Origin of the sequence: Pseudoflavonifractor phocaeensis (assembly GCF_016901955.1) — a bacterium.
Taxonomy (GTDB): Bacteria; Bacillota; Clostridia; order Oscillospirales; family Oscillospiraceae; genus Flavonifractor; species Flavonifractor phocaeensis_A.
This window is the reverse complement of record NZ_JACJLC010000013.1, coordinates 1-11941: the sequence shown is the minus strand read 5'-3', so window position 1 is coordinate 11941 and position 11941 is coordinate 1. Positions and strand designations below refer to the sequence as shown.

Here is an 11941-nt window from a genome sequence, read left to right as displayed (position 1 = left end):
CATGCCGTGACCCACGGACTCCAGCGGCTCACCCGCTCGGCGGTGCTCACCGCCCTTGCCCTGGCCCTGTCGGTGGCCGAGGGTCTGGTCCCTCTTACCATCCTCTTCCCCCTGCCCGGCCTTCGGCTGGGGCTGGCCAACCTGGTCACCGTGTACGCTCTGTGCCGTTTGTCCGGCCGGGAAGCCTTGCTCATTCTGACGGCTCGCTGCCTGCTGGGCTCCTTGCTGGGGGGCAATTTAATGGCACTGGCCTTCTCCCTCACCGGCGGACTGCTGGCCCTGGCGGTCATGGCCCTGCTGGTCCACCTCCCCGGCCTGTCCCTCTTCGGGGTGTCCATCGCAGGAGCCGCCGCCCACAACACCGGTCAGATCCTGGCCGCCATTGTGGTGCTGGGCTCCCGGGCCCCTCTGGTGTACCTGCCCCCCCTGCTGCTGTGCTCATTGGTCACCGGAGCAGTGACCGGCGGGGTATCCATGCTGCTGGTGCAGCGACTGCCCGCCCCCGGCAGGGCATAGCTATCCATCCCATCCCACAGGAGGTATCTTATGACTGACCGAGAATTAGTGGACCTGGCCTTTACCATGCTGGACCGGTCCTATGTCCCCTATTCCCGCTTCCCGGTGGGGGCCGCCCTGGCCTGTACCGACGGGACGGTCTTTACCGGTTGCAATGTGGAGAACGCCGCCTACGGCTCCACCCTCTGCGCCGAGCGCACCGCCCTGGTGAAGGCGGTAAGCGAGGGCCATCGGGACGACTTTGAGCGGCTGGCGGTGGTGGGCAACTCCACCGACTACTGCTGGCCCTGCGGGGCCTGCCGCCAGATGCTCTATGAGTTTTCCCCCCGGCTCACCCTGCTGGTGGCCCGGTCTGACCGGCAGTATGTGAAACTCACTCTGGCTGAGCTGCTCCCCCACGGCTTTGGTCCCAGGAGCCTGGACTGATGGAGTACCAGGTATACGCCGTCCCCTGCCCTGACTACGGCGGCGCGGAGCAGGCCATCCGGGAAACCGTGGCGGCCATGGGGGGCATGGAGCGTTTTGTTCATCCGGGGGAGCGGATCCTGTTGAAGGCCAACCTGCTGCGGCCCGTCCCGCCGGAGTCCGCCATCTGCACCCATCCGGCGGTGGTGGCGGCCATCGCCAGGCTGGTAAAGGAGGCTGGCGGGACCGCCGTTATCGGAGACAGCCCCGGGGGCGCGCTGCAAAAGGAGTCGGTGCTGCGAAACCTGTACGAAAAGACCGGCATGGCTCGGGCTGCGGAAGAGGCCGGGGCGGAGCTGGCCCTGGATCCCTCCGCCCGGCTGGTAGATCTGCCGGAGGGTCAGGTGCTGCGGCAGGCGGAGATCATCGCCCCGGTACTGGACACCGACGGGGCCTTTGACCTTTGCAAAATGAAGACCCATGTCTTTATGAGCATGACCGGAGCGGTGAAAAACAGCTTCGGCATCATCCCGGGCCTGGCCAAGGTGGGATTCCACGGCTCTCATCACAGCCACGAGCAGTTCGCCCAGGTGCTACTGGACCTGGTGGGCTTTCTGAACCCCCGGCTGTGCGTCATGGACGCCGTTCTGGCCATGGAGGGCGAGGGACCCGGCTCCTCGGGCACACCCCGGCAGGTGGGGCTGCTACTGCTGTCCGACAGCCCCCTTGCCCTGGACGTGATCGCTGGGGAGATCATGGGCCTGCCACGAGAGCATAATCCGGTGCTGCTGGCCGCCGCGGCTCGGGGACTCTCTCCCACCCTCCCGGAAGAAATTCAGCTGGTGGGGGCTAAGCTGGAGGACCTGCGCATCCCGGACTACCGTCTGCCCAAGTTCGTATGGGAGGACCTGATGGGCTTTTTGGGGCCCCTCACCAGGGCGGCACACAGACTGACCAAGGGGCTGCTCACCCAGACCCCCCACATCATGGAGGACCGGTGCGTGGGCTGCGCCATCTGCAAAAACGCCTGCCCCGGCAAGGCCATCACCATGACGGGCAAGGGAGGCAAGGCTAAGGTCCACCCCCGGTCCTGCATCCACTGCTACTGCTGTCACGAGCTCTGCCCTCAGAAGGCGGTGGAGCTCCGCCGGGGCTGGCTGGGCCGCCGGCTGGGAGGCTGAGCTGTATTTTTTTGAATATTGGCCGGAAAAACGGATATGCTAACTGCGGCAATTCAATTTGGAGGAGGCAGCATATCTTATGTTCCTGGACAAGATTGCCCTGATCCTGGCCATCATTGGCGGACTCAACTGGGGCAGCATCGGCATTTTCCAATTTGACCTGGTGGCCTTTCTCTTTGGCGGTCAGGCCAGCACCTTTAGCCGCATTGTCTACACCCTGGTGGGCCTGGCGGCCATCTGGTGCATTACCCTGCTCTTCCGGGATCTGCGGGACAGAGATCATACCTGAGCGCAGTCCGGGGGCTTCTCCGGAAGTCCCTTCCCGGTATGCAGATCCACAGAACAGAAGGAGACCGCCGCGGACGGCATCGTTCCGCGGCGGTCTCCTTCTGTGTTTTCTCCACTCAATGCTGGGGGACCACGGCCAGGAAGATCAGATCCTCTTCCCCGTCGTTGATGAGGGTGTGGGCATGGCCCTCGGGGCAGTAGTGGCAGTCCCCCGGCCCCAGCTTCTCCTCCTCGCCGTCATAAATGGCCTTGCCGGTTCCGCTGAGGATGTACACCACCTCGCTGCTCCCCGTGTGGGTGTGCAGGCCGATGGAGGCTCCCGGCGTCAGCCGTCCCTGCATGATCCGGTTGTGGTCATCCACGTGCAACTTGCCGTAGGTGGTCAGCTTGCCTCCCTTGAAGTTGGGCATGGCGTTCTCTTCCATTTGGGTAAAATCCAGCTTCACGGTTCATTCCTCCCTGTTGATGCTTGTCCTCATGATAGTCCTTCCCCGGCTCATTGTAAAGCCTGTTCTCCGCCGTCCTGTCCCACGGTCTCCTCCAGCAGAGCCAGAAACCGGCGTAGGGCGTGAGTGCGGTCCCCTCTGCGCCATGCCGCCCCGTAGGATAGGGGCTGGCACCCCTCCAGAGGGCGGCAGCACAGCCCCGGACGCAGGACTCCCGGAAAGACCGCCATGATCCCAAAGGCATACCCGGCCTCCGCCATGGTAAGCAGTACTTCCATATTGTCGCAGAAGATCACCTGCTCCGGCGGGCTAGCCGTGACCACCGGCCCCTGGAGGGCAAACACGGTGGGCGGACAAGCCGGAGGACGGGAGACGGCAATCCGCCCCGCCTCCGTCAGGTCCTCTACCCTCAGCCTGTTTGTGGCGGCCAGGGGATGGTCCGGACGGCACACACACGCCACTGGGCAGCGCAGCAGCTCCCGGTACACGCTGTTCTGGGGCGCGGTCTCCTGGAAGGTAAGCATCACCTCCACCTCTCCCTCGGCCAGCAAGTTGTCCAAGACGGTGGTTGGCACCAGCCGCAACCGTGGAATCACCCTGGGTTCCTCCCGCCGCAGCCGTTCCAGGGCGGGCAGGATCAGTTCCAGATCCACGGCGCTGCGGCAGCCGATGCTCAGCTCCACCGGCCGCTCGGCCTGACACCGCCTGACCCGGGCCGCCGACTCTCCCGTCAGTTTCAGGATGTCTCCGGCGTATTGCAGAAACATCTGTCCTTCCCTGCTCAACCGGACCGTCTTGCTGGTGCGGTGAAAGAGAGTCACCCCCAGCTCATTCTCCAGAGTCCTGATCTGGTGACTGACGGCAGGCTGGGTAAGCCGCAGGTGTTCCGCCGCCCGGGAAAAATTCAGCGTGTCCGCCACCTCCATAAAGCACTCCAGCTGTGTGGTATTCAAAAAAACCGCTCCTCTCTCGTCCGATTATAATGCAGGTATCCAAAAATCAATAAATTTCTTTTATTGATCATAACAGATTCGGATTTCATTTGCAATGGATTATGTGCTATAAATTGTAAGGTATCTAACATTATCCGCGTCAAGCGCAAGAGGAGGAACTCATTTCGTGAAACAAGTATTGCAACAGCTGGGACGGTACCGGAGGGACGCCGTCCTGTGCGTCCTGTTGACGGCGCTGGAGGTGCTGATGGAGATCCTGATGCCCTTCATCACCGCAATCATCATCGACAGGGGGTTGGAGGCCGCCAACCTGCCGGTGGTATACCGCTATGGGCTTCTGATGGTGGTCATGGCCCTGCTCAGCCTGGCCTTCGGCGCCCTGGCGGGCAAGTACGCCGCCAGCGCCTCCGCCGGTCTGTCAGCCAACCTGCGGGAGGCCATCTACAATAAAATCCAGACCTTCTCCTTTTCCAACATCGACAAATTCAGCGTGCCCGGCCTGGTCACCCGGATGACCACCGACGTCACCAATGTGCAGAACGCCTTTATGATGGTCATCCGCATCGCCGCCCGGTCCCCCCTCATGCTGGTGTTCAGCTACATGATGTGCATCCTCATCAGTCCCGCCATGAGCCTGATGTTCCTCATTGCAGTGGTCTTTCTCATTCTGGTGCTGGGAGCCATTATGGTGGTCACCCTGAAGCTCTTCAACCAGGTGTTCCAGAAATACGACGACCTGAACGCCAGTGTGCAGGAGAACGTGTCCGCCATCCGGGTCGTAAAGGCCTTTGTCCGGGAAGACTACGAGAACCGCAAGTTCTCCCGGGCTTCCGCCGCGCTGTACCGGCTGTTCGTCAAGGCCGAGGGTCTGCTGGCCTTTAACAACCCGGCCATGATGCTGGCAGTCTACTTCTGCATTCTCTCCGCCTCCTGGCTGGGGGCTCAGTTTATCGTAGGAGGCTCCATGACCACCGGCGATCTCACCAGCCTGTTCAGCTACATCATGTCCCTGCTGATGAGCCTGATGATGCTGTCCATGGTGGTGGTGATGATCTCCATGTCCATGGCCAGCATCCGCCGGATCAGCCAGGTGCTGCGGGAAACGCCCGACCTGTCCGAGCCGGCCCAGCCGGTGACCGAGGTGGCCGACGGTTCCATCGACTTCGACCATGTCAGCTTCTCCTATAAAAGCGGCAGCGATAAAATGGCCCTCCGGGATATCGACCTGCATATCAGGGCGGGCGAGACCATTGGGATCATCGGCGGTACCGGCTGCGGCAAAAGCAGCCTGGTCAATCTGATCTGCCGGCTGTACGACGTGAGCCAGGGGGCCGTCCGGGTGGGCGGCGTGGACGTGCGCCGCTATGATACCGAGGTCCTTCGGAGTCAGGTTGCGGTGGTGCTTCAAAAGAACACCCTGTTTTCCGGCACCATCCTGGACAATCTGCGCTGGGGCGACCCGGAGGCCACCGAGGAGGCCTGCGTCGCCGCATGCAAGGCAGCCTGCGCCGACGAATTTATCGACCGTTTCCCCGACGGCTACCAGACTCGGGTGGAGCGGGGCGGCGCCAACCTTTCCGGAGGCCAGAAGCAACGGCTGTGCATTGCCCGGGCCCTGCTCAAGCATCCCAAGGTACTCATCCTGGACGACTCCACCTCCGCCGTGGACACCGCCACTGACGCCAGGATCCGGCAGGCCTTTGCCCGGCAGATCCCCGGCACCACCAAGCTCATCATCGCCCAGCGAATCTCCAGTGTGGAGCAGGCCGACCGCATTCTGGTGCTGGATGAGGGCGGTATCAATGGCTTTGATACCCATGAAAACCTGCTCAAGACCAACGCCATTTACCGGGAGATCTACGAATCCCAGGTAAAGGGCGGGGGCGACTTCGACCAGAGCGCGTAAAAGGAGGCTATCGCAATCATGAACGAAACCAAACGAAAGGCCGGTGCCGGTAAAGTGCTGAACCGGGTGCTCCGCTATATGCTCCGCTCCTACGGGGTCCTGTTCGTCCTAGTGATCCTGTGCATCCTTGTCTCCGCTGTGGCCACGGTGGTAGCTGCCACCTTTCCCCAGACCCTGGTGGACGACTACATCCTCCCCATGGTGAACAGCGGCTCCCGGGATTTCAGCGGGCTGGCCGCCAGCATGGTACGCCTGGGCTGCCTGATGGGGGTGGGCGTGGTGGCCGCCTTTGCCTACAACCGGATCATGGTCAATGCGAGCCAGGGCACCATGCGCCAGCTTCGGAACGACCTTTTCCAGCGGATGGAGGCCCTGCCCATCGGATACTTTGACACCCACGCCCACGGGGATATCATGTCGGTATACACCAACGACGTGGACACCCTGCGGCAGCTGCTCAGCCAGAGCATTCCCCAGATCGTCAACTCCTCCATTACCATGGTAGCCACCCTGATCACCATGCTGCTCATCAATCCCATGCTCACCGTCATCTCGGTGCTTACCGCCCTGGTGATGCTGTGGGTCACCGCCACCTTCTCCAGGCTGTCGGGAGCATACTACGTAAAGCAGCAGCGGGATCTGGGCATTGTGGACGGCTTCATTGAGGAGATGCTGGACGGTCAGAAGGTGGTCAAGGTATTTTGCCACGAGGAGACCGCCAAGGCCGACTTCCGCCAGGTAAACGAGTCCCTCCGCCAGAGCGCCGACAAGGCCAACCGCTATGCCAACCTGCTTATGCCCATCAACAACAACATTGGCTGGCTCAGCTATGTGCTGGTGGCCATCGTGGGGGCTGTGCTGGGCATCAACAGCCTGGCAGGGGTAACCCTGGGCACGGTGGTCACCTTTGTAGGCCTGAACAAGAGCTTTACCCAGCCCATCACCCAGGTGAGCCAGCAGGTCAACTTCGTGGTCACCGCCGCCGCCGGCGCTCAGCGAGTCTTTGACCTGATGGACCAGACGCCCGAGGCCGACCAGGGCTATGTGGAGCTGGTCAACGTCAGGGAGGAGCCCGGCGGCCAGCTTACCGAGAGCGCCACCCGCACCGATCTGTGGGCCTGGCGGCACCCCCACAAGGCCGACGGCACCGTTACATATACCAAGCTGGAGGGGGGCGTGGTGCTGGATCACGTGGACTTCGGCTATACCCCCGACAAGCTGGTGCTCCACGACGTGAGCCTGTGGGCCAAGCCGGGACAGAAGATCGCCTTTGTAGGGGCCACCGGCGCGGGCAAAACCACCATCACCAACCTGATCAACCGTTTCTATGACATTGCCGACGGCAAGATCCGGTACGACGGCATCAACATCAACAAGATTAAAAAAGCGGATCTCCGCCGCTCCCTGGGCATCGTCCTTCAGGATACCCATCTGTTCACCGGCACGGTAATGGACAACATCCGCTACGGCAATCTGGAGGCCACCGATGAGGCCTGCATGGCCGCCGCCCGGCTGGCCAACGCCGACGGCTTCATCCGCCGCCTGCCTGACGGGTACCATACCATGCTCACCGGGGACGGGGCCAACCTGTCTCAGGGTCAGCGGCAGCTCATTGCCATCGCCCGGGCCGCCGTGGCCGATCCCCCCGCTCTCATCCTGGACGAGGCCACCTCCTCCATCGACACCCGCACGGAAAAGCTGGTGCAGGACGGCATGGACGCCCTGATGGCCGGGCGGACCACCTTCGTCATCGCCCACCGGCTGTCCACCGTCCGCAACGCCGACTGTATCATGGTCATGGAGCAGGGCCGCATCATTGGGCGGGGCACCCACGACCAGCTCATGGAACAGAAGGGCAAATATTATCAGCTGTACACCGGAAAGCCGGCAGAACAGGCGGGGTAAGCTCAATTTTACAAGGGGCAGTTGCGCTTGACGCAACAGCCCCTTGTTTTGTTATCCTGAGCGCAGCAAAGGATCTATCCAGCCAAAGAGACCTAGCCCTCAAGGGCGACCGATTCCTCAACGGAGATCGGAAACACACACGGGGCCAGCGGGAGAGTCCCCACTGTAAAAAGGCGTCGCGTCCAAAGCGGACCGACAGGTCCGGGACAGGGAAGCCGATCCGCCTGATCCCGGGACCTGCCGGTCCGCTGCCTGAACATATTCTTTTACCGTCGGTGCTCGTCCCGGTCCCGCTGCCGCCGCATGGCCAGGAAATATGCCAACAATCGGATCTGGGCGTCGTCCTCGATGGAATACCGGGGGTTATCCACCCCGATAAAGCCCACCAGCCGTCCCTCCTCCCGGAAGGGCACAGCAATCAGCCGCTGGATACCCTGCATGCTCAAATCCCGCCACTCCACGGGCCAGTTTCTGCGCAACGGCTCCAGATTGTAAATAACCACCGACTGATCTCTGGAAAAAAGCTCCATCCATCGTTGGATTCCTTCCGGCGGCACACCCTGTAAATTGTCTTTCATGGGCGCCACATTACAGTCGCACCACTCATAGGTATTGTCCCAGTGGTCCTCCTGAACGGGATTGCGTTCAAACAGGTAAGCCCGGTCCGCTTTGTAGAATTCTCCCACCGCGGCCAGCGCCTGAAGCACCGCGTGGCCGAAGTCCCGCTGTCTGGAAAGGGTCTCTACATATTGCACCACCTTTTGAGAGAAGGCCAGCCTTTCCTGCGTCCTCTGGCTCACAAATTCTCCTTTGGTAATGTCCGTTCCCACACTCAGGCGGAGCCGCCCGCCGTGCTCCCGCAGCAGCTTTTCCTTGAGCAGCAGATGGCGGCTGCAATATTCATTCCACTCCTCGCGAACGAGAAACGTATCCTGCCGCAGCTCTCTGTTCGTGCAGAATGGGCAGGGAGAGTCCATACCATAGAATACCTTGTGGCATTTCTGCCCCAGGTAATCCCGCACTCCGTATGTATTCTGGCCAGACGGATTCAGGTAACAGATCTCATAGGTCTTAATGTCGCAGATGGCAATGATCTCCTCCGTCTCGTTAAGCAGGTCGTGCTCCAGTCCTTCCATGGCCAGTGGGACTTGTCCGGCGCAGGCAGGCTCCGCCGCTACTGCCAGCTTGGGAGGATCAAAGCGCCCGTTCAGTATGTTATCTGCAAAGGCCTCCGGTGTACACGGCCTGGCAAAATAGTAGCCCTGATAGAGCGCAGGCCGCAGCCGGCTCAGCGCGGAGAGCTCCTCAAGCTTTTCTACTCCTTCGCAGCAAACCCGGATCTGGCAGCTGTCAGCCAACTCCATCATATTGGACAACAACCGCAAATTGTAGGCGCTGTTCTGGATTCCACTGACAAAGCAGCGGTCGATCTTGATCTCGTCGATGGCCAACTCCTTCAACCAGCCCAGGCTGGAATATCCGGTGCCGAAGTCATCCACCGAGATCTGGATTCCCTCCTTTTTCCATTCTCTGAAAATGGTATTTAGATGTGGGTAGTCCTTGAGTTCCATGCTCTCGGTGACCTCAATAGTGAGGGCATTGCCTGGTACCCCACTCTCCCGCAGGATCCGGAGTACATCGGACTGGATCTCCGGCTGGCGGAGCTGGGCATAGGACATATTGACACTGAGATGAAACCGGGGATGGGTCCTCCGCCACTGGCGGCACTGCTCCAGTCCCTGCCGCAGCACCCACAGTCCCACCGGGCAGATGAGCTCGCTGTCCTCCAGAACGGGGATAAACTCGGCGGGTTGGATGGCGCCGCGCCGGGGGGAATCGAACCGGAGCAGGGCCTCCGCTCCGTACAGATCAAAGCTCTCCGACCGCACCTGAGCCTGAAACTGGATGGAAAATCCCTTAAACTCCGCCCGGACCGCGGCCTCCAGCTCTTCCTGGAGTTCGATGGTTGCCAGCTTCCGCTCATAATCCTGAGGGGAGAAAAAGCAAAGGCGGTTTTTCCCCCGCAGCTTCGCGGTATCCAGGGCACTCTCCGCATATTGGAGGAGAATATAGCTCTCCGGCACCTGATAGGTCTGGATGGAAACCGCCCCACCGGAGATGGTACACTGGTCCCGCAGTTCTCTCTGTACCGTCTCAAAATAACGCTCTGCATCCGCCTGATCGATGGTGGGCAATAGGGCGCAATAGCAGTCTCCGCTGGTACGGAATACCAATTCTACATTGTGGATGGCGGCGGCCATACTTTCGGCCAGTGACTTGATTACAGCGTCTCCGAAGGCCCGGCCGCATTTCACATTGATCCGCTCCAGGCCATCCACACTGATAGCCATCAAAAATCCATCCAGGCCCTCGCTTCTGTAACGGCTCAGGGTCTGCATCAATCCGTCGTGATGATAAGCGCCGCTGGCGTTTCCCACCTTGGTCTGGCGAGTAAGCCGTCCCAGCACATAGTCCGGGCGGCCATCCTCACCAGAATAGCATCTGGCCCGGCTGTTGATCCAGATCCGGTTGCCGTACCTGTCTCGGATACGGTAATTCACGTTGAAATACCGCATTTCCCCTTCCAGCAAATCCTGAAATAGCCGCTTCAGTTTGGGCAGATCCATGGGGGCCACGATCCCGAGCCAGTCCTTCAGCCCACATTTGGACTCCTTTCCTGAAAAAAGGTCCACAATCTGCCCAATATTCTTTGAAAATCTCAGTTCATCCTTTTTGCAATCATAACAAAGATAGTAATCCTCCGTACTGTCCCCGAGCAGATCCATATACCGCAGGAGGGCTCCGGTCACATACTGCCTCATAGCACACCAACTTTCTCTGTTTGGGAGTGCACGTTATAAATAAGCATATCAGAAAAAAAGTGGTATGGCAATGTAATGGGTATAAATCGAACCATAAACTGAAATTTCGTTTTATAATTCCAGCTTCTCAGGATTTATATCCAGGATTCCAGTACTCTCTCACCTGATTGAATCAAATTATTCTATTTTTCTATAATCTATATAGAACTTTACATCCAACCCGTTGGCGGCTATACTAAGAAAAAGCACTTTACTCCAACGGGCTCCAGGCCCGATTACAACACAGGAGGAGACAATCATGCGCAAGCAAGTAAACGCTATGGGCGATCCCTGCCCCATTCCGGTAGTCAAAACCAAAAACGCCATTAAGGAGCTGAATGGCCCCGGCACGGTGGAGACTTTGGTGGACAATGCGGTGGCAGTGCAAAACCTGACTCGTCTGGCCCACAACAATGGCTACGGCGTTAAATCCGAAAAGCTGGGAGACAAGCAGTTCCGGGTAGTCATGGAGATTGGGGAGAGCGCCCTCCCTCAGGAATCCGGAGAGGAGACCTGCCTGGTCCCCGGCGGCAGCAGGGGAGACACGGTGGTGGTCATCTCCTCCCCCTGCATGGGTACCGGCAGCGACGAGCTGGGAGCCGCCCTGATGAAGAGTTTTCTTTTCGCCCTCACCCAACAGGAGGTACTTCCCAAGACCCTTCTGTTTTATAACGGCGGTGCAAAACTGACCACTCAGGGCTCCCTTTCCCTGGAGGATCTGAAAAGTCTGGAGGCCCAGGGGGTGGAGATCCTCACCTGCGGCACCTGCCTGAACTACTTTGGCCTTACTGAACAGCTAGCGGTGGGCGGAGTCACCAACATGTATGATATCGTGGAAAAGATGACTACCGCCGGCCGGGTGGTCCGTCCCTGAGGCCGGCCATGCGGGAAAAGAAACCGGCCCTCGTCATTACCTTCTCCACCACTACCGACGCTATGAGCATGGAACAGTTCTGCCGTCAGCAGCAGTTGCCCGGCCGGCTCATTCCGGTACCGAGAGAGATCAGCGCCGGCTGCGGCCTGGCTTGGAAAGCCCCAGTGGAGGCAGAGGCTTCCCTCACCCAGGCCATGACCCGGAAGGGCCTGCGCTGGCAGGAAATCCACGTGTTGGAGTTGTGGGTGTGACCTCTGCTTCTACAGGCACCCTCTCGCACAACAAGGGCAAAAAAATAGCCAGCCTGACGGCTGGATCCTCAGTGAAACAGAAAGACCTGCCTAAAGGCAGGTCTTTCTGTTTCACTGAGGAGAATTGCTCCTCGATGTCGATAGCAACGCTTTTCCTTCGGTCGGTCACCCTCCTATAAACAAAGAGGACCTGCCACAAGGCAGGTCCCCTTTTAGGGAGTATTGATTACTCCTCGATGTCGATAGCAACGCTTTTCCTTCGGTCGGCCACCCTCCTATAAACAAAGAGGACCTGCCGCAAGGCAGGTCCTCTTTTAGGGAGTATTGATTACTCCTCGATGTCGATAACAACGCC

Annotated in this window: 11 protein-coding genes; 8 read left to right on the top strand and 3 right to left on the bottom strand. The window is 59.8% G+C overall.

The features are described 5' to 3' along the window. Positions 1-6 precede the first annotated feature (6 nt). The 4 genes from H6B51_RS04680 (at position 7) to H6B51_RS04665 (ending at position 2391) form a co-directional block, all read left to right on the top strand. Positions 7-516, top strand: a complete 510-nt coding sequence (locus H6B51_RS04680; protein WP_204882584.1) for a Gx transporter family protein — start codon at positions 7-9, stop codon at positions 514-516. Between the two features lie 30 nt (positions 517-546). Next, on the top strand, positions 547-942 hold the full coding sequence (gene cdd, locus H6B51_RS04675) for a cytidine deaminase (protein WP_204882583.1): 396 nt from the start codon (positions 547-549) through the stop codon (positions 940-942). Continuing rightward, positions 942-2102, top strand: a complete 1161-nt coding sequence (locus H6B51_RS04670) for a DUF362 domain-containing protein (protein ID WP_204882582.1) — start codon at positions 942-944, stop codon at positions 2100-2102. Before cdd ends, H6B51_RS04670 begins: the two co-directional genes overlap by 1 nt. 79 nt (positions 2103-2181) lie before the next feature. Next, the gene (locus tag H6B51_RS04665) at positions 2182-2391 is read left to right on the top strand and encodes a DUF378 domain-containing protein (RefSeq protein ID WP_204882581.1); all 210 of its coding nucleotides are present in this window, start codon (positions 2182-2184) and stop codon (positions 2389-2391) included. Between the two features lie 115 nt (positions 2392-2506). Here H6B51_RS04665 and H6B51_RS04660 read toward each other — a convergent pair whose 3' ends face one another. After that, positions 2507-2836 (bottom strand): cupin domain-containing protein, encoded by a 330-nt coding sequence (locus tag H6B51_RS04660; RefSeq protein WP_204882580.1) that lies wholly within the window; start codon positions 2834-2836, stop codon positions 2507-2509. Positions 2837-2886: 50 nt separating this feature from the next. Beyond that, a complete protein-coding gene (locus tag H6B51_RS04655; protein WP_204882579.1) occupies positions 2887-3789 on the bottom strand; it encodes a LysR family transcriptional regulator in 903 nt (300 codons plus the stop codon). A 166-nt stretch (positions 3790-3955) separates the two neighbouring features. Between H6B51_RS04655 and H6B51_RS04650 the strand changes: the two genes are divergently transcribed. Together H6B51_RS04650 and H6B51_RS04645 are read left to right on the top strand one after the other, a co-directional pair. Next, positions 3956-5695, top strand: a complete 1740-nt coding sequence (locus tag H6B51_RS04650) for an ABC transporter ATP-binding protein (RefSeq protein WP_204882578.1) — start codon at positions 3956-3958, stop codon at positions 5693-5695. Positions 5696-5713: 18 nt separating this feature from the next. Beyond that, on the top strand, positions 5714-7600 hold the full coding sequence (locus H6B51_RS04645) for an ABC transporter ATP-binding protein (protein ID WP_204882577.1): 1887 nt from the start codon (positions 5714-5716) through the stop codon (positions 7598-7600). Between the two features lie 266 nt (positions 7601-7866). On the opposite strand, the gene H6B51_RS04640 is transcribed toward H6B51_RS04645, so the two are convergent. Further along, a complete protein-coding gene (locus tag H6B51_RS04640) occupies positions 7867-10386 on the bottom strand; it encodes an EAL domain-containing protein (RefSeq protein WP_275967501.1) in 2520 nt (839 codons plus the stop codon). A 334-nt stretch (positions 10387-10720) separates the two neighbouring features. Here H6B51_RS04640 and yedF point away from each other — a divergent pair, with 334 nt between their 5' ends. Together yedF and H6B51_RS04630 are read left to right on the top strand one after the other, a co-directional pair. Further along, positions 10721-11335 (top strand): sulfurtransferase-like selenium metabolism protein YedF, encoded by a 615-nt coding sequence (gene yedF, locus H6B51_RS04635; RefSeq protein WP_204882575.1) that lies wholly within the window; start codon positions 10721-10723, stop codon positions 11333-11335. An 8-nt stretch (positions 11336-11343) separates the two neighbouring features. Next, positions 11344-11586, top strand: coding sequence for a putative Se/S carrier protein (locus H6B51_RS04630; RefSeq protein WP_204882574.1), 243 nt, complete (start codon positions 11344-11346; stop codon positions 11584-11586). Positions 11587-11941: the final 355 nt, after the last annotated feature.